Origin of the sequence: Actinacidiphila cocklensis (assembly GCF_907177275.1) — a bacterium.
GTDB classification, from domain to species: domain Bacteria; phylum Actinomycetota; class Actinomycetes; order Streptomycetales; family Streptomycetaceae; genus Actinacidiphila; species Actinacidiphila cocklensis.
On sequence record NZ_CAJSLV010000068.1, the window covers coordinates 49940 to 73966 of the forward strand.

At 72.4% G+C, this 24027-nt stretch carries 21 protein-coding genes; 16 read left to right on the forward strand and 5 right to left on the reverse strand.

Translation table 11 applies throughout. The features are described from left to right. Positions 1–6: 6 nt before the first annotated feature. From NFU81_RS24560 to NFU81_RS24585, 6 genes are all read left to right on the forward strand, one after another. Complete coding sequence (locus NFU81_RS24560) at positions 7–1584, forward strand: class I adenylate-forming enzyme family protein (RefSeq protein ID WP_251493603.1); 1578 nt, start codon at positions 7–9, stop codon at positions 1582–1584. Beyond that, positions 1581–2807: an FAD-dependent monooxygenase gene (locus NFU81_RS24565; RefSeq protein WP_251493605.1), complete on the forward strand. Its 1227-nt coding sequence runs from the start codon at positions 1581–1583 to the stop codon at positions 2805–2807. Before NFU81_RS24560 ends, NFU81_RS24565 begins: the two co-directional genes overlap by 4 nt. Positions 2808–2863: 56 nt before the next feature. Beyond that, entirely contained in the window at positions 2864–3847 is a 984-nt protein-coding gene (locus tag NFU81_RS24570) for an NADPH:quinone reductase (RefSeq protein WP_251493609.1), read from the forward strand. A gap of 122 nt (positions 3848–3969) precedes the next feature. Continuing rightward, positions 3970–4308 carry an arylamine N-acetyltransferase gene (locus NFU81_RS24575; protein WP_285833822.1) on the forward strand — a complete coding sequence of 113 codons (339 nt, stop codon included), beginning with the start codon at positions 3970–3972 and terminating at the stop codon, positions 4306–4308. Between the two features lie 57 nt (positions 4309–4365). Then, positions 4366–5055, forward strand: a complete 690-nt coding sequence (locus tag NFU81_RS24580; RefSeq protein ID WP_251493615.1) for an isochorismatase family protein — start codon at positions 4366–4368, stop codon at positions 5053–5055. A 211-nt stretch (positions 5056–5266) separates the two neighbouring features. Beyond that, the gene (locus NFU81_RS24585) at positions 5267–5980 is read left to right on the forward strand and encodes a glycoside hydrolase family 12 protein (RefSeq protein ID WP_251493618.1); all 714 of its coding nucleotides are present in this window, start codon (positions 5267–5269) and stop codon (positions 5978–5980) included. 95 nt (positions 5981–6075) lie between these two features. On the opposite strand, the gene NFU81_RS24590 is transcribed toward NFU81_RS24585, so the two are convergent. After that, positions 6076–7224 (reverse strand): LacI family DNA-binding transcriptional regulator, encoded by a 1149-nt coding sequence (locus tag NFU81_RS24590; RefSeq protein ID WP_251493621.1) that lies wholly within the window; start codon positions 7222–7224, stop codon positions 6076–6078. Between the two features lie 163 nt (positions 7225–7387). Between NFU81_RS24590 and NFU81_RS24595 the strand changes: the two genes are divergently transcribed. The 5 genes from NFU81_RS24595 (at position 7388) to NFU81_RS24615 (ending at position 12299) form a co-directional block, all read left to right on the forward strand. After that, positions 7388–8407 carry a hydroxyacid dehydrogenase gene (locus tag NFU81_RS24595; RefSeq protein WP_251493623.1) on the forward strand — a complete coding sequence of 340 codons (1020 nt, stop codon included), beginning with the start codon at positions 7388–7390 and terminating at the stop codon, positions 8405–8407. Between the two features lie 73 nt (positions 8408–8480). Further along, positions 8481–9746, forward strand: coding sequence for an extracellular solute-binding protein (locus NFU81_RS24600; RefSeq protein WP_251493626.1), 1266 nt, complete (start codon positions 8481–8483; stop codon positions 9744–9746). Beyond that, positions 9743–10663, forward strand: coding sequence for a carbohydrate ABC transporter permease (locus NFU81_RS24605; RefSeq protein WP_251493629.1), 921 nt, complete (start codon positions 9743–9745; stop codon positions 10661–10663). Before NFU81_RS24600 ends, NFU81_RS24605 begins: the two co-directional genes overlap by 4 nt. Continuing rightward, entirely contained in the window at positions 10660–11568 is a 909-nt protein-coding gene (locus NFU81_RS24610) for a carbohydrate ABC transporter permease (protein WP_251493632.1), read from the forward strand. The genes NFU81_RS24605 and NFU81_RS24610 overlap by 4 nt, the downstream gene beginning before the upstream one ends. Positions 11569–11576: 8 nt before the next feature. Further along, complete coding sequence (locus NFU81_RS24615; protein WP_251493635.1) at positions 11577–12299, forward strand: hypothetical protein; 723 nt, start codon at positions 11577–11579, stop codon at positions 12297–12299. A 57-nt stretch (positions 12300–12356) separates the two neighbouring features. Here the strand turns inward: NFU81_RS24615 and NFU81_RS24620 are convergent, their stop codons facing one another. Next, a complete protein-coding gene (locus NFU81_RS24620; protein WP_251493638.1) occupies positions 12357–13622 on the reverse strand; it encodes an ABC transporter substrate-binding protein in 1266 nt (421 codons plus the stop codon). A 280-nt stretch (positions 13623–13902) separates the two neighbouring features. Here NFU81_RS24620 and NFU81_RS24625 point away from each other — a divergent pair, with 280 nt between their 5' ends. From NFU81_RS24625 to NFU81_RS24635, 3 genes are all read left to right on the forward strand, one after another. After that, the gene (locus NFU81_RS24625) at positions 13903–15363 is read left to right on the forward strand and encodes an RICIN domain-containing protein (RefSeq protein ID WP_251493641.1); all 1461 of its coding nucleotides are present in this window, start codon (positions 13903–13905) and stop codon (positions 15361–15363) included. A gap of 164 nt (positions 15364–15527) precedes the next feature. Continuing rightward, a complete protein-coding gene (locus tag NFU81_RS24630) occupies positions 15528–15947 on the forward strand; it encodes a hypothetical protein (protein WP_251493643.1) in 420 nt (139 codons plus the stop codon). Next, positions 15944–19816 (forward strand): nSTAND1 domain-containing NTPase, encoded by a 3873-nt coding sequence (locus NFU81_RS24635; protein WP_251493645.1) that lies wholly within the window; start codon positions 15944–15946, stop codon positions 19814–19816. Before NFU81_RS24630 ends, NFU81_RS24635 begins: the two co-directional genes overlap by 4 nt. 25 nt (positions 19817–19841) lie before the next feature. On the opposite strand, the gene NFU81_RS24640 is transcribed toward NFU81_RS24635, so the two are convergent. Both NFU81_RS24640 and NFU81_RS24645 read right to left on the reverse strand, forming a co-directional pair. Continuing rightward, positions 19842–20195 (reverse strand): VOC family protein, encoded by a 354-nt coding sequence (locus NFU81_RS24640; protein WP_251493648.1) that lies wholly within the window; start codon positions 20193–20195, stop codon positions 19842–19844. An 83-nt stretch (positions 20196–20278) separates the two neighbouring features. Beyond that, positions 20279–20656 carry a DUF3040 domain-containing protein gene (locus tag NFU81_RS24645; protein WP_251493650.1) on the reverse strand — a complete coding sequence of 126 codons (378 nt, stop codon included), beginning with the start codon at positions 20654–20656 and terminating at the stop codon, positions 20279–20281. 253 nt (positions 20657–20909) lie between these two features. Here NFU81_RS24645 and ligD point away from each other — a divergent pair, with 253 nt between their 5' ends. Next, positions 20910–21926: a non-homologous end-joining DNA ligase gene (gene ligD / locus NFU81_RS24650; protein ID WP_251493653.1), complete on the forward strand. Its 1017-nt coding sequence runs from the start codon at positions 20910–20912 to the stop codon at positions 21924–21926. 12 nt (positions 21927–21938) lie between these two features. Here the strand turns inward: ligD and NFU81_RS24655 are convergent, their stop codons facing one another. Then, the gene (locus NFU81_RS24655) at positions 21939–22184 is read right to left on the reverse strand and encodes a DUF6479 family protein (protein WP_251493656.1); all 246 of its coding nucleotides are present in this window, start codon (positions 22182–22184) and stop codon (positions 21939–21941) included. Positions 22185–22358: 174 nt separating this feature from the next. Between NFU81_RS24655 and NFU81_RS24660 the strand changes: the two genes are divergently transcribed. Continuing rightward, positions 22359–23939: an MFS transporter gene (locus NFU81_RS24660; RefSeq protein WP_251493659.1), complete on the forward strand. Its 1581-nt coding sequence runs from the start codon at positions 22359–22361 to the stop codon at positions 23937–23939. Positions 23940–24027 lie beyond the last annotated feature (88 nt).

Sequence of the window (24027 nt, forward strand, 5' to 3'; positions counted from 1 at the left end):
GGCCAGGTGTTCCTGCAACGCATAGGCAACCGCGGGTTGCGGCTCGGGACGCTCTTCGAGCGTGCGGCGGCGCGGCATCCGGCGAATCTGATCGTCCTCGACCACGACCTCGACATCGCGCCCGAGGCCGGCCGCCGGCTGACCGTGGCCGAGCTGGCGGACCTGGTCGCGGACTGCGCGACCCGGCTGCGCCAGGCCGGCATCCGGGCCGGCGAGCGCGTGGTGGTCTACAAGTCCGACGGCTTCGACATCATGCTGCTGGCCTGCGCGGTCAACCGGATCGGGGCGGTGCCGGTGCTGCTGTCCCCCGCGCTCGACGGGGCGACGGCCACCGAGCTGGTACGCCGCGCCGACCGGCCCCATCTGCTGACCGACCGGGCGAAGCTGGACCAGGAGCTGCCCGCCGCCGTCCTCGGGCTCACCCGCACCGTCGTCCTGACCTCGGGGGAGCACCCCGGCGCCGTGGCGCTGGCGGACCTCGGTGGCGGCCCGCCGGCCCGCCCGGTCGCCGTCCTCCCGGACCGGCCGATGCTCATCACCCACACCTCGGGCACCACGGGCACACCCAAGCTGGCGGTGCACACCGCGCGCAGCATGCAGGCCCGCTACCGCCCCCAGCGCGCGGCCGTCACCCCGCTGATCCGCGGCCGCGAGACGGTCGCGATCCACGTCTCGTTCGTCCACTCGCGGCTGGTCACGGCACTGGCGATCGCCCTGCTGCGGGGCTTCCCCGTGCTGGTGCTGCGCGACGGCGAACCGGCACACGCCGCCGACCTGTTCACCCGGCTGCGCCCGGGCATCCTGGAGGCGCACCCGAACGCGTACATGAGCTGGGAGGGCCTCGCGGACGACCCGCGCGGGCCGCTGGCCAACGTCAGGCTCTTCAGCAGCACCTTCGACGCGATCCACCCGCGCACCGTGCACCGCCTGCTGGGCGCCTCGCGCCGTACGCAGCCGGTGTTCGGGCAGATATACGGGCAGAGCGAGGTCGGCCCCGCCCTGATGCGCGGCTTCACCCGCGGGCGCGGGCTGGACGCCGACGGGCGCTGCGTCGGCATGCCGGTGCCCGGGATGACCGAGGCGCGCGTCGTCAGCCGGGGCGGGCAGCCCCCGTCGGCGGAGAACCCGGGCTTCATCGAGGTGCGCAGCGACGGCCGGATCGTGACGTACCTCGGCGAACAGGAGCGCTACGCGGAGCAGCTCACCGACGGCTGGTGGCGGATGGGCGACGTCGGCTACCGCACCCGGTGGGGCTGCTTCCACCTGCTCGACCGCGAGGTGGACCTGATCCCCGGCTTCGGCAGCAGCCTGGCCGCCGAGGACGTGCTGTTCACGCGGCTGGAGGAGCTGGCCGAGGTCGTCATCGTGCCCGGCGCGGACGGCGCTCCGCCGATCCCCGTCGTGTGCACCAAGGACGACAAGCCGCTGGACCTCGCGGCCTGGCGGGCCGCGGCGGCCCGGCTGCCCGCGATGGCGGAACCGGTGCACTGGCGGCTGGAGGACCTGCCGCAGACCGCTACCCGGAAGATCAAGCGGCTCGACCTCGCCAGACTGCTGTCGGCCCCGGCCGACCACCGGCAGTGAGGCCGGGTACGGCCGAGGTGGTCGTCGTCGGCGGAGGTATCGGCGGCCTGGCCGCCGCCCTCGCGGTGGCCGCCCGCGGCCACCGGGCGGTGGTGCTGGAGCGCGGCGAGTTCGCCGAACTGGGCGCCGGCATCCAGCTGGCGCCGAACGGCATCCGCGCGCTCGACCGGCTGGGCCTCGGCGCGCAGGTGCGCGAGCGCGGCGTACACATCGACGAGCTGCGCTTCATGGACGGGGTGTCCGGCGAGCACGTGGCGAGCCTGCCGCTGAAGGGCGCCTACCCGCTCCGCTTCGGCAACCCCTACGTCGTGGTGCACCGAGGGGAGTTGTACGGGCTACTGCTCGCCGCCTGCCGGAGCAGCGGCGCCGTGGAGTTGCGCGCGGGCAGCGCCGTCACCTCCTACCGGCAGGACGGTGCGGCGGCGCGGGTGCGGCTGAGCAGCGGCGAGGAGGTCGCGGGCGACGCGGTGATCGGGGCGGACGGCATCCACTCGGCGGTCAGGCGGCAGCTCGTCGGCGACGGCGAGCCGCGCGTGTCGGGCATCACGGTCTACCGGACGGTCATCCCGATGGAGCGGGTGCCGGTCGAGCTGCGGTGGAACGCGGTGACCTGGTGGGCAGGGCCCGGCTGCCACTTCGTGCACTACGCGATCGCCGGCGGCCGGTATCTGAACCTGGCGCCCAGCGTCGAGAACGGCGCCGCCGAGGCGTTCTCGGGCGTGCCCGCGGGCGCGGACGAGGTGCGGGCCGCGTTCGCCTCGCTGAGCGCCGTCGCGCAGCGGCTGCTGGCGCTGGGCGAGGACTGGAAGTCCTGGGTACTGGTCGACCGCGACCCGGTCGAGGTGTGGACGGACGGCCGGGTGGCGCTCCTGGGCGACGCGGCCCATCCGATGCTCCACTACGCCGCGCAGGGGGCCTGCCAGGCGCTGGAGGACGCGGTACTGCTCGGCGAACTGCTCGGCGGTGACGCGGACTGTGTCCCGCAGGCGCTGGCGGCGTACAACGCGCAGCGCCGCGGGCGCACCGCCCGCCTCACGCACCTCGCCCGGCAGAGCACCCGGCTGTGGCACCCGGCGGGCGAGGCGGCCCTGGCGCGCAACGCGATGCTGTCCGCCCTGTCGGAGACCGAGCTGCACGACCAGGTCGCGTGGATGCACGGCGCGCGCGAGTTCGGCGGGGCGCGGCCGGCCCAGGACCCGGCGGGCGCGGGGGCGTCGACCTGACAGAGGCGGGCGGCGGTTGCCTGCGGCGGCCGCGGCGGGGCAGCACAATCGGCACCATGCTTGCTGCTTACGTGGAGGAGTGCGGCCGGCCGGACGCCATACGGTTCGGCGAGGTGCCCGCCCCCCGGCCCGGTGCCACGGACGTGCTGGTCGACGTCGAGGTCAGCGCGGTCAACGCGGTGGACACGATGGTGCGTTCCGGCGCCTTTCGCACACCCATGGACTTCCCCTTCGTCATCGGCCGCGACCTGGTCGGCACCGTCGCGGCGGCGGGGCCGGGCGTGCCGGGCTTCCGGCCGGGCGACCGGGTGTGGTGCAACAGCCTCGGCCACGGCGGCCGCCAGGGCGCCGCCGCCCGGCAGGCCGCCGTGCCGGGCGACCGGCTCTACCGGCTGCCCGAGGGCGTCGACCCCGTCGACGCGGTGGCGGTGCTGCACCCGGCGGCGACCGCGTACCTCGCGCTGTTCACGCACGGGCGGCTCCGCGTCGGGGAGACGGTGGTGGTCGCGGGCGGCGGCGGGAACGTCGGCGGCGCCCTGATCACGCTGGCCGCCCACGCGGGCGCCCGCGTCGTCGCGACCGCGGGCGAGCGGGACGCGGAGCGCTGCCGCGCGCTCGGAGCGGCCGAAGTCGTCGACCACCGCGGCGCGGAGCTCGCGAAGCAGCTGCGGGCGGCGTGCCCGGACGGCGCCGGGCTCTACGTCGACACCTCGGGGCGTGTCGACCTGGACCTGGCCGTCGGCCTGCTGGCATGGCGCGGCCGGGTGGTCCTGCTGGCCGGGATGGGCGCCCGGCCCGCGCTGCCTGCGGGGCCGCTGTACGCCATGGACCGCTCGGTGGTCGGCTTCGCCATCTCGCACGCCACATCGGCGGAGCTCGCCGAGGCCGCCGCGACCGTCAACCGCCTGCTGGCGACCGGCGCCCTGCGCCCGTCCGCCACCCGGACGCTCCCGCTGAGCGCGGCGGCCGAGGCCCACCGCCGCCTGGAGTCCGGCGGGGTCCGCGGCAAGCTCGTGCTGCGCGTCCCGGCCGCGGGCTGACGGCAGGCGGCCGCCCGTCCCGCCGGTCAGAGCGGGGCCATCCGCAGCCCCGCGTCCAGCCGGACGGGAATGCGCACGGCGAGTTCCTGGTCCGCAGGGTCGACGGCAGGACCTTCGACGTCATCCGCAACGGGAAGCCGCAATACCGCTTCTACGACGACGAGGTGGACCTGTCGGTCGACCTCGACCAGGTCGTGTGGTGGATGCGCACCAGCCCGCAGTCGCCGACCCTGCAGAACATGATCTGCTCCCGGCCGACGGAGGACGGCTGGGTGACCCTCAAGGACGACGTGCTCACCGTCGTCAGCGGCGGCGGGCGCGAGTGCGAGCAGCTCGCCGGCGACGCCGAGGTGCTGGCGGCGTACGAGAAGTGGTTCGGCTTCACGCTGCCGCAGCGGCCCACGCCCGGCCCGCACGCGCGCAGCGACCCGTCGCGCGTGATGGCTGTCGACCAGGACTGAGCGGGCGTACGGCCCGGATCCCACCACGACGTCCACCGACGAGGAGGCGGCAGGCCCATGCCGGCCATACCCCCGATCACGGCGTACCCCATGCCCACCCGCGACGACCTGCCGGACAACACCGTCGGCTGGGGGCTCGACCCGGACCGGGCCGTCCTGCTCATCCACGACATGCAGCGCTTCTTCGTGCGGGCCTTCCCCGAGGGGCGCTCGCCCGGGCGTGAACTCCTGGACAACACCGCGCGGTTGCGCCGCGCCTGTGCGAGCAGCGGTGTGCCCGTGGCGTACACCGAGCAGCCCGGCGACATGACGGAGGCGGAACGCGGCCTGCTGCGGGACTTCTGGGGGCCGGGCATGCACCGCGACCCGCAGGACCGCGCGGTCGTGGACACCCTCGCCCCCGAGCCCGGCGACTGGCGGCTGACCAAGTGGCGCTACAGCGCCTTCCAGCGCACCGACCTGCTCGAACGGCTGCGCGCGGCCGGCCGCGACCAGCTGGTGGTCTGCGGCGTGTACGCCCATGTGGGCATCCTGATGACCTGCGTCGAGGCCTTCAGCCACGACGTCCAGCCGTTCCTGGTCGCCGACGCGGTCGCGGACTTCTCCGCGGACTACCACCGGATGGCCGTGACGTACGCCGCGCAGCGCTGCGCGCACGTGCAGACCACCGCCTGGGTGCTCGGGCAACTCGGGCAGTTCGGCCGGCTCGCCCCCGAGGTCCACGCGCTGGGCGAACCCCGCCGGTAGCGGCGGCAGTTGCCCCGACGCCGGTCGCACCGGCGGTATCGGGCCGCCCGGAAAGTCGCGCCGTCGGACTCGTTGCGCTTCGACAATTCGACTGTCATCGTATCGGCCAATCCTCCGATGACGGCAGCGAACTGCTTCACCCCACGATCGAAGCGCTTCGACGCAGATCCGTACGCGGGAGCCGTCACGGCACACGAAACGGAGTCCCCCCATGCGCGCAACCCTCCGGAAGAAACCCCGCACCGTCCTGCTCGGCCTGGTCGCCGCCGCGGCCGCCGCGGTGGGCCTGGCCGCGGCGCCGGCCCAGGCGGCCACCTGGTCGTCCAGCGACCAGTGGGCCACCTGGTCCAACGGCGGCTACACGCTCTACAACGACATCTGGGGCAGCGGCGCGGGCCCGCAGACGATCTGGGCGAACTCGTACAGCAACTGGGGCGTGTGGGCGAACCACCCCGACACCGGCGGCGTGAAGTCCTACCCCAACGCCACCCGCTACGTGGGCAAGAAGCTCAGCGCCCTGCACTCCGTCAGCTCCGGCTTCAACGTCACCGTGCCGTCGAGCGGCGCGTACGAGACGGCCTACGACATCTGGGACACCGGCAACGCCTACGAGATCATGCTCTGGATGAACAAGACCGGCGCGGTCGGACCACTCGGCACCTCGCAGGGCAACGTCAGCGTGGGCGGCAGCAGCTGGACGGTCTACAAGGGCAGCAACGGCGCCAACGCCGTCTTCTCCTTCGTCCGCTCGTCCAACACCAGTTCCTCCACGGTGGACGTGCTGGCGGTGCTGAACTGGATCAAGAACACCAAGGGCTGGTTCGGCGACATCACCCTGGGCAACGTCCAGTTCGGCTACGAGATCACGTCGTCGTCGGGCGGCCTGAACTTCACGACGAACTCCTTCTCGGTGTCGTCCTCCTGACGGGACGGCACCGGCACCGGAGGGGATGGCGAACACAACCGCACCCGATCGTTCACCTCCGACCATCCAGGCCCCGGGACCCCGGGCGGCAGCGGTCAGCCGTACGGCGCGCTGTCGCCCGCGGGGGCCGTCCAGACCTGCCGGGAGGAGGGCACCGACGAGTTGCGGATGACCAGTTCCGGGAGGATGAGCACGCGTTGCGCGGGGCGGCGCTTGCCCTCGATCAGCCGGGAGACCATCATCTCCACGGCCACCCGCCCGACACGCCCCTTCGAGGGGCGCACCGCGGTCATGGCCGGCTCCGCGAGCTGGGCGACCTCGTCGTCGTAGCTGACCATCGCCATGTCGCCGGGGATGGAGATGCCGACTTCTGCGAGGTATTGGGCGATCGAGATCGCGTCGGGGTCGCTGTGCACGATCAGCGCGGTGGTCCGGTGGTCGCGGCACCGCTCCAGGACCCTGCCGATGATCTGGCGGTGGCCCGGCACGTCGAGGGCGACGCTCTCGCGCACCACGAACTCGGCGGGCAGGCCCAGGTCCGCGCAGGCCCGGTGCCAGCCCACCGTCAGATGCGCCGAGGTGGGGCTGCCCTTGGAGAGCACCAGGCCCATCCGCCGGTGGCCGTGCTCGTACAGGTGCCGCACCGCCATCTCCAGGCCCAGCGCGTGGTCGCTGCGGACCCACTCCAACTGCCGCGGGGTGGGGGTCCAGTGCGGGGTCAGGCGCTCGACCAGGATGGTCGGGACCGGCAGGTTGCCGATCCAGTCGATCATCTCGTCGACGCCGTCGCCTTCGAGGTTCGGCGCGAGCAGCAGGCCCTGCACCTGCTGCGCCGCGATCAGCCGGGATATCTGGCGGCGGTCCTCCGCCTGGTCGTAACTGGAGCCGCGCAGCTGGATCTGCACGCCGAGCGCGGCGGCCGACGCCCGGGCGCCGCCGACGATCGCCGGCCAGTAGAAGTCCAGCGAGGGCACCACCATGCCGATGGTGAAGCCCGCCGCAGGGCGCGCCCGCCGGCCGGGCGCCGCGGCCGTCACGGGCTCCAGCTCGGTCGGCAGCGTGGCGCCGCCGTGCACCTTGGTGAGCAGGCCGTCGGCGGCGAGCGCGGCGATGTCGCGCCGGACGGTCAGTTCGCTGACGCCGAGGACCCTGGCCAGGTCGCGGACCCGCACCGCACCGTGCCGGCGCAGCTCCTCCATCACCCGCTCGCGTCGCTGCAGCGCGAAGAGTCGGTCGTCGCCCATCAGGCGCCTCTCGTCCGGTGTTCACATCTGAATGTCTGGTTGCGAATCTGTTCGAACTCTGGTGAACAGCTCCTGAACACCACTATCTCTGTTCCAACGTATTTGGAACGGAACTCACAGGAAACACCGGTGCAGCCGTTCCGAGGAAGAGGACCGACGCCCGATGCAGACCAAGCCGCACGCGCTGGTCGCGATGAGCCGGCAGAGCTTCGACGCGCACTTCGACCGGAGCCGCCTGGACCGGCTCGCCGCGCTGGTGACGCTGGGCGACCCGCTGTGGACCGACGACCTCGACACCCCGGCGGCGCGTGCCCGCCTCGCCGAGGTCGACGTCCTGCTCACCTCGTGGGGCGCCCCGCAACTGACGCCGGCCCGGCTGGCCGCGGCGCCCGGGCTCCGCGCGGTGCTGCACTGCGCCGGCAGCGTCAGGGGCCTGGTCGGCGACGCGGTGTGGCGGCGCGGCATCCGCGTCACCAGCGCGGCCGACGCCAACGCCATTCCGGTGGCCGAGTACACCCTGGCCGCCATCATCTTCGCCGGGAAGAAGGCCCCCTTCCTCGCGGCGGACGATCAGCGCGCGTACGGCGGCTGGGGCAGCGTCACCGGCTACGGCGACCTGTCCAACTACGGCCGTACGGTCGGTGTCGTCGGCTTCTCCCGGATCGGGCGCAAGGTCGTCGGCCTGCTCGCACTACTGGGCGGCACGACCTGCCTGGTCGCCGACCCGCACGCCGATCCCGCGGAGGTCGCGGCGGCCGGCGCGACTCTGGTGACGCTGGACGAACTGCTGCCCAGAGCCGACGTCCTGACCCTGCACGCCCCCGAACTCGCCGAGACCCGGCATCTGATCGGGGCCGCCGAGCTGGCCCGGCTGCCGGACCACGCCACGGTGATCAACACCGCGCGCGGCAGCCTGATCGACGACGCGGCGCTCGCCGCCGAGTGTGCCGCCGGCCGGCTGTTCGCGATCCTCGACGTCACCGATCCCGAGCCGCTGCCGCTCGACTCCCCGCTGCGGCGGCTGGCCCGCGTCATGGTGACGCCGCACGTCGCCGGCTCGCTGGGCACCGAGATCGGCCGGCTCACCGACCACACCCTCGACGAACTCGCGCGCTTCACAGCGCACCAGCCGCTGACCGCCGAGATCACCGCGGAGCACTGGGCGCTGGGGCTGAGCGCCTGACCGCCCGCAGCCGCGACACACCGACATCTCTCCCGCACGTCCCCCAACCCTCACCACAAGGAGCCGCACTCCCATGAGAAAGACCACCGCGAGAGTCCTTCCCGTCGCCCTGGCCGCGACCCTCTTCGGCGCCGCGGCCTGCGGCAGCGGCGGCGGTTCCGGCACCACGTCCGACGGCCGCACCGTCGTCAAGATCGCACTGTGGAACTACCAGACGACCCCGGAGTTCAAGGCGCTCATCGACGGGTTCGAGGCGAAGTACCCGAAGATCGACGTGCAGCCGGTCGACATCCTCGCCGACGACTACCCGGACAAGGTCACCACGATGCTCGCGGGCGGTGACAGGACCGACGTGCTGACGATGAAGAACATCACCGACTACGCCCGCTTCGGCACCCGCGGCCAACTGCTCCCGCTCACCGACGATGTGGCCAAGATGGCCGACAAGTCCGCCTACTCCGGCCTGGCGGACTACAACCTCAAGGGGCAGTACTACGCCCTGCCCTACCGGCAGGATTTCTGGGTGCTGTTCTACAACAGGAAGCTGGTCGGTGACGCGGATGTGTCGCATCTGACGTGGAGCGGGTTCGACTCGCTGGCCAAGCAGTTGACGACGGGTTCCGGTTCGTCGAAGACGTACGGGACGTATCTGCACACGTGGCGTTCGGTGGTGCAGGCGGTGGCGTCGGCGCAGACGGGCGGGAATCTGCTGGGTCCTGACTACGGGTGGATGAAGGACCAGTACTCCGTCGCGCTGGATGTGCAGAAGGCCGGTGCGACGCTGCCGTTCTCGACGGCGTCGAGCCAGAAGATCACCTATGACTCGCAGTTCACCACCGGGAAGGCCGCGATGGTGCCGATGGGCACCTGGTGGGCCGCGGCCCTGCTCTCGGAGAAGGCCCAGGGCAAGAACCCCGTCGACTGGGGCATGGCACCCCTCCCGCAGGTCTCGGCCGACGGCAAGGCCACCACCTTCGGATCACCCACCGCCTTCGCCGTCAACAAGAAGGCGCGAAACGCCGACGCGGCCAAGCAGTTCGTGGAGTGGGCCTCGGGTCCCGAGGGCGCCGCGGCCATCGCGAAGATCGGCCTGGTCCCGTCGTACCACTCCAGCTCGGTGATGAACGCCTTCTTCGGTGTCCAGGGCATGCCGACCGACGCGGTGGCCAAGCAGGCCATGCAGCCGTCGAAGGTGCAGCTGGAGATGCCGGTCAGCGACAAGTCCTCGGACGTCGACGAGATCCTCACCCAGGAGCACGAACTCGTCATGAGCGGCGAGAAGTCCGTCGACGACGGCATCAAGGAGATGGACGACCGCGTGAAGACCGAAGTCCGGTGACGACGGCCTCCTCCCCCTCGGCTCCGGCGCCGGTCAGCAGTGACCGCCGCCGGCGCCGGCGCAATGTGCTGGTCGGCTGGAGCTTCGTCCTGCCGAACTTCCTCGGCTTCGCCGCCCTGACGCTGGTCCCCGTGGTGGGGACCTTCGTGATCGCCTTCACCGACTGGGACTCCTACTCCAGCCCGAAGTGGATCGGGCTGGCCAACTTCCGCCGTATGCAGCACGACGAGAACTTCTGGACCGCCGTCCGGAACACCTGCTGGTACGCGGCCGGGCACATCCCGCTGACGCTGGTGGCCGCGCTGGGCCTCGCGGTGCTGCTCAACCAGAAGCTCCGCGGGGTCGGCCTGCTGCGCACCGCGTTCTTCTTCCCCTACGTCACCTCGCTGGTCGCGGTGGCGGTGGTGTGGAACATGCTGCTCAGCCCGGACATCGGCCCGGTCAACCAGCTGCTGCGGCACCTGGGCTGGTCGCATCCGCCGGGCTGGACCACCTCCACCGACTGGTCGCTGCCCGCGCTGATCCTGACCAGCGTGTGGCGCGACATGGGCTACTACATGGTGCTCTTCCTGGCCGGCCTGCAGACGATCCCGGCCGAGCTGTACGAGGCGGCCCGGGTGGACGGCGCCGGTCCGTGGATGCGGTTCCGGCACGTGACCCTGCCGGGCCTGCGGCCCACCACCTTCTTCGTGACGGTCATGCTCACCATCTCCAGCTTCAAGGTCTTCGACCTGGTCCAGGTGATGACCGAGGGCGGTCCCGGCCGGTCCTCGCTGGTGCTGTCCCAGCTGATCTTCCGCGAGGGCATCACCCACGGCCGGTTCGGCTACTCCTCGGCGGTCTCGCTCGCGCTGTTCGTGATCGCGCTGGCCGTCACGCTCGTCCAGTTCCAGTTCCAGCGCAGGAGCGAACGATGAACACCACCGCGCTGCGCAAGGCCCGTCCCGGGGCGGCCCCCGCACCCGCACCCGCGCTGCCGGCCGCGGCGCCGCGGCGCCGCGCGGCGCAGGTCGCGGGGCGTGCGCTGATGTACGTGTTCCTGGCCGTCCTGGCCGTGGCGATCCTGCTGCCGTTCGGGTGGATGGCGATCTCCTCGGTGAAGGCCGACCGGGACGTCTTCACCGTGCCGATCGAGTGGATCCCCCGCAGCTACCACTGGGCGAACTTCGCCGACATCTGGACGCAGATACCGCTCGCCACGTATCTGGAGAACTCCCTGCTGCTCAGCGTGGTGATCACCTTCCTGCAGGTGCTCACCGGCAGCTTCGCCGCGTACGGCTTCGCGAAGATGCGCTTCCCCGGCAGGGACGCGCTCTTCGTGGGCTACATCGCCACCATCGCGGTGCCGTGGCAGGCGTACATGATCCCGCAGTACATCATGATGGACAAGCTGGGCCTGGTGAACACCCGCTGGTCGCTGATCCTCATCCAGGCCTTCGGGGCCTTCGGGGTGTTCCTGATGCGGCAGTTCTACCTCACCATCCCCGACGAGATCAGCGAGGCGGCCCGGCTCGACGGCCTGAGCGAGTACGGCATCTGGGCGCGGATCATGCTGCCGCTGTCGAAGCCCGCGCTGGCGAGCCTCGCCCTGCTGACCTTCGTCAACACCTGGAACGACTACATGGGTCCGTTCATCTACCTGACGGACAACAACCTGTGGACCGTCCAGATCGGCCTGCGGACGTTCGTCGGCCAGTACGACGCGCAGTACGCCATGATCATGGCGGGTTCGGTCATCTCGGTCCTTCCCGTCCTGGTCATCTTCCTGCTCGGCCAGCGCTACTTCGTGCGCGGCATCGCCACCACGGGACTGAAGGGTTGACCACGGCCATGACATCGCCGACAGCCGCATCCGGGGGCGCCAGGCGCCGCCTGCCGACCAACGTGTCCCTCGGGTCATGGGAGTTGCTCTGGTCCCATGTGCACCAGGTCCTGGTGGTGAACGCCGGGGTCGCGATCGGCTGCCTGCCGCTGCTCGCGGCACTGGCGGCCACCCACCAGCCGTGGCGCCACCCGGTGCCCTTCACGCTGCTGTGGCTGTGCGTCGGCCCGGCGCTCGCCGGTGCGTTCGGCTACCTCGAACGGGCCGCGGACGACGGTGCGGACACCGCCCACGCGGTCGAACTGCCGCGTGCCTACCGCCGCCTGTTCCGCAGGGCGGCGGCGCTGTGGGTGCCCTACGCGCTGCTCGCGGCGGTGAGCGGAACGGACGCGGTGCTGCTGCGGCACACCGCGGTGGGGCTCGCCGTATGCCCGGCGCTCGCCCTGGTCGCGGTGCTCTCCGCGCTGTCCGGCGTGCACGCCATGGCTCTGGCCGCGGGCGAGCCGCAGCAGCGCCGGCTCACCCCCGCCGGCTACCTGGCGGCGCCCTACGGCCTGTTGCGGCGCGGGCCCCTTGCGCTGACGAACCTGGTGCTGCTGCTCGCCGCGGCCGCGCTGGTCGACCGCTCCCCGCTGCTGGGGCTCGCCACCCTGCCCGGGTGCGCCCTCTACGTGGTGTGGCGCAACGTCCGCGCCGCGCATGCGGGTGCCGGGGCAGGGAACGGCAGCTGACCCGCCCGGCGCCGGGAACCGTCCTGCCCGGCGCCGGGCAGCCGTGCCCTGCGGGCGTCACCGGGTCTCGGTCCGCACCCGCTTCTCCATCTCCTTGATGCCGTCGTCGACGGACTTCTCGCCGCTCATGACGAGTTCGTGCTCCTGGGTGAGGATCTCGTCGACGTCGGAGGAGGTGACGCTCACCGGCAGCTCCAGCTGCACCTTCGACGGCTTCATCGCCTCCCGCGTCACCGCGTCGGTGGGCATGCCCCGGACACCGAAGAAGGCGCTGGTGGTCGAGGCGTCGGTGTAGGAGGGGACGATCCCGATCCTGGCCACCGTGGCGGCGCCCTCCGGGCCTGCCGCCCACTCGACGAACTTCTCCGCGGCGTCCGCGTTGTGCGAGCGCATGTTGACGGCGAAGGCGGTGGGTGATCCGAAGGTGGTGGCCTTGCCGTCGGCCGAGACCTGCGGGAGGGGTGCCATGCCCCAGTCGACGGGGTTCTTGCCCTGGGCCTTCTCCGAGAGCAGGGCCGCGGCCCACCAGGTGCCCATCGGCACCATCGCGGCCTTGCCCGTGGTGAACTGCGAGTCATAGGTGATCTTCTGGCTCGACGCCGTCGAGAACGGCAGCGTCGCACCGGCCTTCTGCACATCCAACGCGACGGAGTACTGGTCCTTCATCCACCCGTAGTCAGGACCCAGCAGATTCCCGCCCGTCTGCGCCGACGCCACCGCCTGCACCACCGAACGCCACGTGTGCAGATACGTCCCGTACGTCTTCGACGAACCGGAACCCGTCGTCAACTGCTTGGCCAGCGAGTCGAACCCGCTCCACGTCAGATGCGACACATCCGCGTCACCGACCAGCTTCCTGTTGTAGAACAGCACCCAGAAATCCTGCCGGTAAGGCACCGCGAAGTAGCGGCCGTTGAATTCGAAGTCGGACAGGCCCCCGTAGGCCGCCTTGTCGATGAGGCCCTGCACGACTCCGGTGAGCGGACGCAGTTGGCCGCGTGTGGCGTAACGGGCGTAGTCGGTCACGTTCTTCAGGGTGAGCACGTCGGTGGTGTCGCCGCCGGAGAGCATGGCGGTGACCTTGTCGGAGTAGTCGTCGGCGAGGATGTCGACCGGCTGCACGTCGATGGTCGGGTACTTCGCCTCGAATCCGTCGATGAGCGCCTTGAACTCCGGGGTGGTGCGGTAGTTCCACAGCGCGATCCTGATGGTGGTCCTGGCGTCGGAACCGCTGTCCGCGCTGTCGCCTCCGGCGCATGCGGATAACCCGCACAGCAGGGTCGCAAAAGCGAGCGGGAGGAATCGTGCGGTTGTTCTACCCATGATGTGCGCTGCTCCTCGGGAACGGTCGACAGGTTCTGCTCGGGCCGGCAATGCGCGTGCGCGTGCGTTGCAGCAGGGATAGCGGCGGCGGCACCCCGCTCACCAGAGGGCATTCGGTATCGCTCGGATATGCACAGATCCGAAACCCCGGACCGGGTGTTCGCACCCTTGCGTTTGTGTGCGCTTCGGTTCGCGGCGTAGCGCAGTGATTTGACGGTCCGTTATCGATGCTTCAGACCACAGCGGTCGAACCACCAGGAGCCGCACGAAGGATGGGCTGATGAGATCGCCTCACCTCGCGACACCCCGCGCACGTGTGCTTGCGCTGTTCAGAATCCTCGCCGTCCTCGCACTCGCGCTGGGAACGCTGACATCGGTCGGGTCGGGCCGTGCACACGCGGCCACCAACCAGTTCAAGGGCGTGAACTGGGCCGACCAGCGGGACAACTTCGTCAACGGCGTGCTGTACCCGTCCGGGCTCGGCGCGTCCGACACCCACGCCTCGGCCGCGACCGTCGCGGACCGGGTGGTCGGCCAGCTGTACTCGATCACCGGCGCCGACACCGTCCGCATGCCGATCAACGAGCCCACCGTCGCCGGCTACTGGCCGACGTACACCGGCGCGATCGACACGGCGCTGAGCAAGGGCAAGGTGATCCTCGCGTACTGGGCGTACGCCAACGGCAAGCCGGCCACCACAGCCGGCTTCCAGCAGATGTGGGACACCGTCGTCGCCGCCTACGGCAGCAACCCGAACGCCTACTTCGAGGTGATCAACGAGCCGTACGCGTACGGCACCGCCGACCTCGACAACCTCTACAGCGACTGGCTGGCCAGGTATCCGGGGGTGCCGCGCGGCCGGGTGGTGCTCGACGGCGCCGGCTACGCCCAGAACGTCGCGGCCGTCGGCGGCGACAGCCGCCTGGACGGCACGCTGCTCGCCGTGCACGACTACTCGTTCTTCGCGGGCTTCGAGGACGAGACCGAGTGGGCGAACCACCTCGCGGGCTACGTCGGTTCCTACGCGAGCCGCACCGTCGCCACCGAGTGGGGCGGCCCGATGAGTCCCGGCAGCAAGAACGGCGTGCAGTACGGCACCATCGACTACAGCATCCCCAGCGGGTCCTTCTTCGCCGACTACCTCCGCGGCGTCAGCAGCGAGCTGCGCACCCTCGGGATGGGCAGCGTGTTCTGGCCCGGCCTGCGCGACGGTGACTGGTACAGCCTCACAGCCAAGACCGGCAGCGGCTCCGGCATCAACCTGTCGCTGGTCAACTCCTCGGGGCTGACCCGGCTGCAGTACGCCTGGGGCATCGGCACCGGAGGCGGCACCTACGTCAGGATCGGCAACGCCGCCACCGGCCTGTACGCCGACGGCGCCGGCAGTACGGCCAACGGCGCCAACGCCGACCAGTACGGCAACAGCGCGGGCCGCTACGAGGAGCAGTGGGCCGTCGAGAACGCCGGCAACTACGTCCGGATCAGGAACCGCGCCACCGGCCTCTACCTCGACGGCATGGGCCGCACCGCCGACGGGTCCGCGGTCGGCCAGTACGCCGCGAGCAGCAGTACCAACCAGCAGTGGTCGGTGCTCACCGACGCCGACAACGTCCGCATCAAGAACCGCGCCACCGGCCTGTACGTCGACGGCATGGGCCGCACCGGCTCCGGCTCCGACCTGGCGCAGTACAGCGACAGCAACAGCACCAACCAGCAGTGGCGGATAACAGCCGCGAGCTGACCCCCGCCGGCGGGCGGCGCCGCAGTGTCGCAGCCCGCCGGTGGTTGCGCCAACAACCCCTATAACACAGGCCACGTGGCCTACAGTCGAAGGTCCGGGGCAGCCCGAGAGCCGATACCCGCGCGGGCCGCCGCTCCACGATGGACCGGACAACGGGGGTAGGCATGGACGCGCAACTCATCGCCCTGTCGAGCGGTGCCGGGAGCACCCTGGTGACGCTCATGGTCACGGACGGCTGGCAACAGGCCAGGGACGGGGCCGTGCGCCTGTGGCAGCGGTTCCGCCCGGAGGGCGCGGCGGCCGTGGCGGACGAGCTCGACGCGACGCGCGCCGCCGTCGTCGCCGGGAGGGATGCGGGGACGCCGGTCGACGAGGCGGCGCTGCGGGTCCAATGGGCGCTGCGAGTCGCGGAGTTGCTGGCCTCGCACCGGGACGCGGAGCCGGCGCTGCGGTCGGCCCTCGCCGGCTGGGAGGCGGCGCCCGCCGCCCAGGAGGTGCGCGGGGACCTCCACCAGGAGGCCCACGCGACGGGCAGCAGCCGGGTCTACCAGGCCGGCCGCGACCAGCACATCACCGAGCGGTGAGCCCCGGGGACGGGTCTGCGCCGCGGCGCGACCCGGCAGGTGACGGCCCGCGGGAAGCAGCCTTCCAGCACGCCCAGGCGTCGGGCGACGCACGGGTCTTCCAGGCCGCCGGCGACCAGTACATCGTGGAGGTCCGCGACCTGCGCGCCACCTTCGTCATGGCCGAGGGGCGCATCCACCGGGTCGGCCGGCCCGCGGAGGACGAGGAGTGCCCGTATCCCGGCCTCGAACCCTTCGGCCTCGAACAGGCCGACCGGTACTTCGGCAGGGAGGAGCTGGTCGCCGACCTGACGGTTCGGCTGGACGCCGCCGTCGCGGGGCGCACCCCGCTGGTGGTCGTCGCGCCCTCGGGCGCGGGCAAGTCCTCGCTGCTGCGGGCCGGCCTGCTGCCCGCCATCGGGCGCGGCGACCTGCCGGCGCCGGGTTCGCGGCACTGGCAGCGGCTGGTGTTCACCCCCACCCACAGCCCGATGTCGGTACTGGCCGCGCACTTCGCTTTGCTGACCGACCCGTACGGGGGCGGCGCCGCCCCGCAGGACTGGCGCTCCGCGGACCCCGGCCTGCGCAGGGCGCGGCTGCGCCGGGACCTCGGCCGGAACGCGGCGGGGCACGGCTCGCGCGTCGTGGTGGTCGTGGACCAGTTCGAGGAGGTCTTCACGCTGTGCGAGGACGAGGAGGAGCGGCGGGCCTTCGTCGAGGAGCTGGCGTGGCTGGCGGACCCGGCGGACGGGCAGGCCCCGGTCGGCCTGGTCGTGCTGGGCCTGCGGGCCGACTTCTACGCGCCCTGCGCCGGCTACCCGTGGCTGCGTACCGCGGTGCAGCGCAACCAGGTCTTCGTGGGGCCGATGTCGCCGTCCGAGCTGCGGGACGCCATCGTGCTCCCCGCGCGGACGGCCGGTCTCGACGTCGAAACCGGCCTGGTCGAGGTGCTGTTGCGGGAGCTCGGCGCGGCCGGCACCGGAGCCGGCGGCCGGGACGGGACCGCGGAGGGTCCGGAGGACTACGAGGCCGGACGGCTCCCGCTGCTCGCCCACGCGCTGCGCGCCACCTGGATGCAGCGTGACGGCGGCCTGCTGACCATCCGCGGCTACCAGGCCACCCGCGGGATCGAGCACGCGGTGGCGGAGACCGCGAACCGGGTCTTCGGGCAGCTCGGGGCCGCCCAGGCGGCCGCGAGGAGCGTCTTTCTGGGCCTGGTGACGGTCGCCGAGGGCGCGGAGCACTCCAGGCGCCGGGTCCTGCGGGCCGACCTGCAGAGTTCCGCGGCCGATCCGCTCGCGGCGAAGGCGGTCCTCGACGCGTTCACCGCGGCCCGGTTGCTGACCCAGGGCCAGGAGACCGTCGCCATCACGCACGAAGTGCTGCTGCGCGCGTGGCCGCGGCTGCAGGGCTGGATCAACGACGACCGGATCGGCAACGTCGTCCGCCAGGAGCTGCGCGACACCGCCCTGTCGTGGGACCGGGCAGGACGCGACAACGACCTGCTCTACCGGGGCAGCCGGCTGGAGTCGGCGGTGGGCAGCGTCACCGGCTCCGCCGACGTGGACCAGGTGGCGCGGGCCTTCCTCGCCGCCTCGGCCGCCCGTGCCAGACGTGCCGTACGGGTCCGTCGCGCGATCACCGCGGTCCTGGTCACCCTCGCCCTGCTGGCCTCGGGGGCCGCCGTGCTCGCCTTCCAGCAGCGCGGCAAGGCGCTGGACGAGCGGGACGCCGCGATCTTCAGCCAGATCACCGCGGAGGCGGACCGGCTGCGGACCACCGACACCGCGCTGGCCGCACAACTCGACCTGGTCGCCTACCGGATGCACCCGACCCCCGACCTGTCCACGCATCTGGTCACCAGCGGCACCACCCCGCTGTCCACCCCGGTCGCCTCGGGCATCGGGGGCATCGTCTCGGTGGCCGTCACGCCCGACGGCCGTACCCTGGCCGCCGGCAGCAGCAGCAACGCCGTCAGGCTGTGGAACATCAGCGACCCGACGCACCCGGTGGCCCTGGGCGAACCGCTGCACATGCACGCCGACATCACCGAGTCCCTGGCGTTCAGCCCGGACGGCCGCACCCTGGCCGCGGGCGGCAACGACGCGACGATCCGGCTGTGGAACGTGACCGACCCCGCGCGCCCGGCGGCCCTGGGAGATCCGCTGACCGGCCACACCGACACCGTCGGGGCGGTGGCGTTCAGCCCGGACGGACACGTCCTGGCCAGCGGCAGCAAGGACCGGACGATCCGGCTGTGGAACGTGACCGACCCGGCCGATCCGGTCCTGCTGGGCCGCCCCCTCACCGGCCACACCGACGCCATCGCCTCGCTGGCCTTCCGCCCGGACGGGCAGGTCCTGGCCAGCGGCAGCTTCGACTACTCGGTCCGGCTGTGGAAGGTGGCCGACCCGGCCCACGCGGCAGCTCTGGGCGGCCCGCAGTACGGCCACGGGAAGACCTTCGTGGCGTCGGTGGCCTTCAGCCCCGACGGGCACACCCTGGCCAGCGGCGCCGCCGACTCCCGGGTCCGGCTGTGGAACGTCACGAACCCGGCGCGCGTCGCCATGCTGGGCCAACTCCTCGGGCACACCGGGTCCGTGACGTCGGTGGCGTTCAGCCGGAGCGGCCAGACGCTCGCCAGCGGCAGCTACGACGGCTCGATCAAGCTGTGGAACGTCGCGGTCCCCGACAGCCCTCAGTCGCGCGGCGCGGACCTGGTCGGCCACACGGGAGCGGTGCTCGGGCTGAACTTCAGCCTCAGCGGCACCCTGATCAGCGGCAGCGCCGACAACACGGTGCGCGTGTGGACCTTCCCGCAGCGGATGATCACCTCCTACAGCCCGTCCGTCAACGCCGCCACCTTCAGCTCCGACGGCCGCACGCTGGTCAGCGCCGGCGCCGACCGGACGATCCGGCTGTGGAACGTCACCGACCCCGCCCGCACCACCGCACTCGGCGGGCCGCTGACCGTCGCCTCCCCCATGGTGATCTCGTCGCTGGCGCTCAGCCACGACGGGCACGTGCTGGCCGCGGGCGACCTCGCCGACGGCGACGGCACGGTGAAGCTGTGGGACACGACGAACCCGGCCGCCACCACCGCCCTGCGCGTCCAACTGCTCACCCGCATGCACCGGGTGGCGTCCCTGGCGTTCAGCCCGACCGGTCGCACCCTGGCCGTCGCCGGCTGGGACGGGCGGATCGAGCTGTGGGACCTGACCGACGCGGCGAAACCGGTCCTGCTCGGGCGGCCGCTGACCGGCCACACCAACGTCGTGGACGCGGTGCGGTTCAGCCCGGACGGCCACACCCTGGCCAGCGGCAGCACGGACCGGACGATCCGGCTGTGGGATGTCACGGACCCGGCCCGCGCGGAGCCGCTCGGCCACCCGCTGACCGGCAACACCGGGATCGTCGTGGGCGTGGCGTTCAGCCCGGACGGCCACACCCTGGCCAGCGCCGGCTACGACAGCACCGTCCGGCTGTGGGACGTGGCCGACCCCGCCCACGCGAAGTCCCTCGGCGGGCCGCTGACCGGTCACACCACCACCGTCACGTCGGTGTCGTTCAGCCCGGACGGCCGCACCCTGGCCAGCGCCGGCTACGACAGCACCGTCCGGCTGTGGGACGTGGCCGACCCGGCCCACGCGAAGTCCCTCGGCCGGCCCCTGACCGGCGCCTACAGCACCGTCAACACCGTGATGTTCAACCGCGACGGCCGTCTGGTCAGCGCGGGGACCGACGGGGTGATCCGCCTGTGGGATCTCGACGCGGAACACGCGGCCAAGTGGATCTGCTCCGCCACCCGCAACGTCCTCACCCGGGCGCAGTGGCACACGTACATCCCCCAGCTCCCCTACGCCCCGCCGTGTCCCGCCGACGGCAGATGACGGGGCGCCGGACGGATGGCCCGGGTCAGTAGAACTGGGCCAGGCAGAACTCGTGGTCCTCGGGGTCGGCCATCACCACGACCACGCCCTCGTCGTACTCGTGGCGCTCGCCGGTGGCACGGCCGCCGAGGGCGACGACCTGCGCGATGCCCTGCTCGATGTCGTCGACGGCGATGTCGAGGTGCAGGCGCACCTTGCCCTGCTTCGGCTCGGCCACCGGCTGGAAGACCAGGCGGGGCTGCGGGTCGTCGAGGTCGCCGAGGTAGACCCAGCCGGGCTGGGACGGCCCCTTCCCGCGGCCGAGCAGTTCGCTCCAGAAGGCCGCAACGCGCTCCACGTCGACGCAGTCGACGGTCACTCCGACCCAGCGGTTCGCCATGGTGCCAGCACTCCGGTTGTCGTCTTCGCGGGATGCCGGCGGCCCGGCCGTTCAGCCGGATCGTATCTGCCCGCCCGGGCCGGTCATGGCGCTGGGCGGCGTTCCGGGGGCTGGTCCTCGCGGGACGCACGCAGCCGGCGGCGCTGGCAGCGGTAGACCGCCCAGCAGGCGACACCCGTCAGGGCGGTGACGCTGGCCGCGATCAGAAGTCCGGCCGCGGACAGGGCGAGCGCCACGCACAGCAGCGTCAGCGCGAGGCCGCTCGACCACGACGTCATCCGCCGGGCGCGGACGAGCGGCGTGCGGTCCTCCGGGGGCGCCTCGACGGGCGGGGCGGACCGCAGCGGCTCCTGGCGCGGACCGCCGAAGTCCGCGAGCGTCCTGGAGAGCCCGGGTTCCTCCCGGGTGAGCGACCGCTCCAGGTCGGCGATCACTCGTCGCTCGTGCAGGGAAAGGACCATCGCACGCCTCCTCACCGCAGGAGCCCGGGGACCGTCGCGCGCACCCACTCGCCGCATCGACAGCTCGGACCCGTCACGAGGGACGACTACCCGGCCCAAAACCCCCCAATCCCTTCCATACATCTCATTTACCCACCAGTCACTCCGCGGATGAGCCCCGCCCGACCGGGTACGCGCGGGGAGACCGAGGCGTACCCCGGAGGAGGTCGATCCATGACCGCCAAGGACACCCGGCCGGCGGAAGGCGCCGCCCATGAGGCTTGACCTGCTGCAACGGCTCCCCGAGCGGCAGCGGCACATGCTCCGGCCCGCCGCCCCCGACCCGGGCGCGCCGATGCTCGCCCAGCTCACCGGCCTGAGGGACTTCGGCGACGACTGGCTGTTCGAACGGAAGCTGGACGGCATCCGGCTGCTGGCGTCCCTGGAGGACGGCCGGGTGGAGCTGTGGTCGCGCTCCGGCCAGCGGCTGAACGCCACCTACCCGGAGGCCGCCGCCGCGCTCGCGGCGCAGCCGTGCCCGGATTTCGTGGTGGACGGCGAGATCGTCGCGCTGCACCGCGGACGTACCGACTTCTCGCTCCTCCAGCAGCGCAGCGGCCTGACCGCCCCGGCCGCCGTGCGCGCCAGCCGCGTCGCCGTGACGTACTACGTCTTCGACCTGCTGCGGCTCGGCGGCCTCGACACCACGCGGCTGCCGCAGCGCGTGCGCAAATCGCTGCTGCGGGACGCCCTGGAGTTCCATCCGCCGCTGCGCTTCACCCCGCACCGCAACCACGGCGGGCAGCAGCTGCTCGACCAGGCCTGCGGCTGGGGCTGGGAGGGGCTGATCGCCAAGCGCGCGTCGGCCCCGTACGCGCACGGCCGCTCGCCGAACTGGCTCAAGCTGAAGTGCGAGGCCGGGCAGGAGCTGGTCGTCGGCGGGTTCACCGAACCCGCGGGCAGCCGGGTCGGCTTCGGCGCCCTGCTGCTCGGCTACCACCAAGGCGGGCGGCTGCGGTACGCCGGCAAGGTCGGCACGGGCTACGACACCGCGACGCTGCGGTCGCTGCGCGCCCGGCTCGACGCGATCGAGGTGGACCACCCGCCCTTCGGCGAACCGGTACGGGAGCGCGGCGCCCACTGGGTGCGGCCCGAACTCGTCGCACAGGTCGGCTTCACCGAGTGGACTCGCGACGGCCGCCTGCGCCACCCGCGCTACCTGGGCCTGCGCGAGGACAAACGCGCCGCCGACGTGGTCCGCGAGACGGCACCGGGGCGGCGCGGGCGCTGACCGGGCGCCGCCTCACTGCTCGGTGTCGTCGCCGCCGTGGGAGCGGGCCGAGTGGTGGGTCTCGCTCGGCTGCGGCTCGTGCCAGGACCCCGAGCCGGGTTGCGGGCCGCGCGGCGGCAGGCGCCGGCGCCTGGCTCGCCGCGCGCCCCACCAGAAGGCCAGCAGAATCACCGCTACGACGAGGACGCCGAAGACCGTCGCCCATCCGGTGACCGCCGCCGACGCGAGCTGGTCGGCCTGTCGTACCGCCGTGTCCATGGATCGTCTCCCTTCGGTCACGACCAACCCGGAGGCCGCGATTCCCTCTCGGCCCGCGCGTACCCGCCCTGCCGGACGGCAACCAGGGCCGGCCCCGGCCCCGGTCGCCGTGGCGGGATGCATGGCGGCGGCCCAACCGGGCACCCGTGGGGGGCGGCGTACCAGGGAGGCGCGATGTCGACGGAGCACGGGCAGGTCCACCGCGGCGGGACGGCGGCCCGCGGCGCCGGATCATCCGAGGTCCACCGCTGGTGGACGCTGACGGCGGTGTGCGTGGGCACGTTCATGCTGCTGCTGGACATCACCATCGTGAACGTCGCCCTGCCCGACGTGCAGAAGGAGCTGCACAGCAGCTTCTCCGGCCTGCAGTGGGTCGTCGACGCCTACGCCCTGACCCTGGCCTCGACGCTGCTGACCTGCGGGTCGCTGGCGGACCTCTTCGGGCGCCGGCGGGCGTACCTGACCGGGCTCACGCTCTTCACGGCCGCCTCGCTGCTGTGCGGGCTGGCGAACGGCACGCTGTTCCTGGAACTGGCCCGCGGGGCGCAGGGCATCGGCGGCGCGGCCATGTTCGCGGTGTCGCTGGCGCTGCTGGCCGAGACCTTCAGGGGCAAGGACCGCGGTATCGCCTTCGGGATCTGGGGCGCGGTGACGGGCCTGGCGGTCGCGGTCGGGCCGGTCGTCGGCGGCGCGCTGACCTCGGGGCTGTCGTGGCGCTGGATCTTCTTCGTCAACGTGCCCGTCGGCCTGGTCGCCGTGGCGATCACCTGGACCCGGGTCCGCGAGTCGCGCGACCCGCGCCCGCGGCGGCCGGACTGGTGGGGCTTCCTCAGCTTCACCGCCTCGCTCGCCTTCCTGGTCCTCGCGCTGATCAAGTCCGGCGAGCTCGGCTTCTCCGACTCCCTGGTGCTGGAGTGCTTCGCCGCGGCCGCCGTGCTGTTCGCGGCGTTCCTGGCGGTCCAGGTCGCCGGGCGCGAGCCGATGTTCGACCTGTCGCTGCTGTCGAAGCCGACGTTCTCCGGCGGCCTGATCGCCGCCTTCGGCATGTCCGCGTCGATGTTCGCCATGCTGCTGTACCTGACGCTGTACCTGCAGGACGTGCTCGGCTACTCCGCCTTCGGTACGGGGCTGCGGCTGCTGACGGCCTCGGCGACGATCTTCGTGGTCTCCGCCGTATCCGGACGGCTGTCCTCGCACGTCCCGGTTCGGCTGCTGATCGGACCCGGCGGCATCGTGATCGGGCTCAGCCTGCTGTGGATGCGCGGTCTGGACGCCGGCTCCCAGTGGACCCACCTGGTCCCCGGGCTGCTGCTCGGCGGCGTCGGCATCGGGCTGATCAACCCGCCGCTGGCGTCCACTGCCGTGGGAGTCGTACCGCCGCGGCAGGCGGGCATGGCCTCCGGCGTCAACTCCACCTCCCGGCAGGTCGGCATCGCCACCGGGATCGCGCTGCTGGGCTCGCTGTTCGCCGCCCGGGTGCAGTCGGTGGTCACCGAGCAGCTGGGCCGGGTGCCGGGGCTCGGCCCCCGGGCGCCGCAGATCGCCTCGTCGCTCACCGACGGCCGGTTCTCCAGCGCGCTCAGGGGCGTCCCGGCCCGGCAGCGCCCGGCCGCCGCGCTGGCCGCCCGCACGGCCTTCACCGCGGGCCTGAACCACATCCTGCTGGTGGCGGCGGTCATCGCCCTGGTGAGCGGAGTGCTGTCGCTGCTGCTCATACGCGGCCAGGACTTCGTGCCGTCCGCGACGGACGAGTGACGTGAGGGCCGGCGCCAGGCGGGTCGCCGCCGCGGCGAATGGGCAGGGAATGTCCGGGTAGCCGAAGGTCGTACTTCTCGGAGGTGGT